The organism is Arhodomonas sp. KWT, assembly GCF_010993615.1.
On the sequence record NZ_WNXE01000968.1, the window covers coordinates 1 to 626 of the forward strand.

Below are 626 nucleotides of genomic sequence, written 5' to 3' on the forward strand. Positions count from 1 at the left end.
CTCGAGAAGATCGCCGAGCTCGTCAAGGAAAAGCGCATCGAGGGCATCACCGAGCTGCGCGACGAGTCGGACAAGCAGGGCATCCGCATGGTCATCGAGCTGCGTCGCGGCGAGGTGCCCGAGGTCGTGCTCAACAACCTCTACCAGCATACCCAGCTGCAGACCGTGTTCGGCATCAACATGGTCGCGCTGCACCAGGGCCAGCCCAAGCAGCACAACCTGCGCGACGTCCTCGACGCCTTCCTGCGCCACCGCCGCGAGGTGGTCACGCGGCGCACCGTCTATGAGCTGCGCAAGGCGCGCGAGCGCGCCCACGTCCTCGAGGGCCTGGCGGTGGCGCTGGCCAACATCGACGAGGTCATCGCCCTGATCAAGGCCTCGCCGGGGCCGGCGGAGGCGCGCGAGGCGCTGGCCTCGCGGGAGTGGGCGCCGGGCATGGTCACCGGCATGCTCGAGCGCGCCGGCGCCGAGGCGTCCCGGCCCGAGGGGCTCGCCGAGGAGTTCGGCCTGCGCGACGGCGTCTACCGGCTCACCGCGCAGCAGGCCCAGGCGATCCTGGACCTGCGCCTGCACCGCCTCACCGGGCTGGAGCAGGACAAGATCCTGGACGAGTACCGCGAGCTGCT

At 70.8% G+C, this 626-nt stretch carries 1 protein-coding gene; it reads left to right on the plus strand.

Features of this window, described 5'->3' with window-relative positions; all coding sequences use genetic code 11:
• The coding region (locus tag G7A99_RS23590; protein WP_305792366.1) for a DNA gyrase subunit A at window positions 1-626 on the plus strand (626 nt) is incomplete at both ends.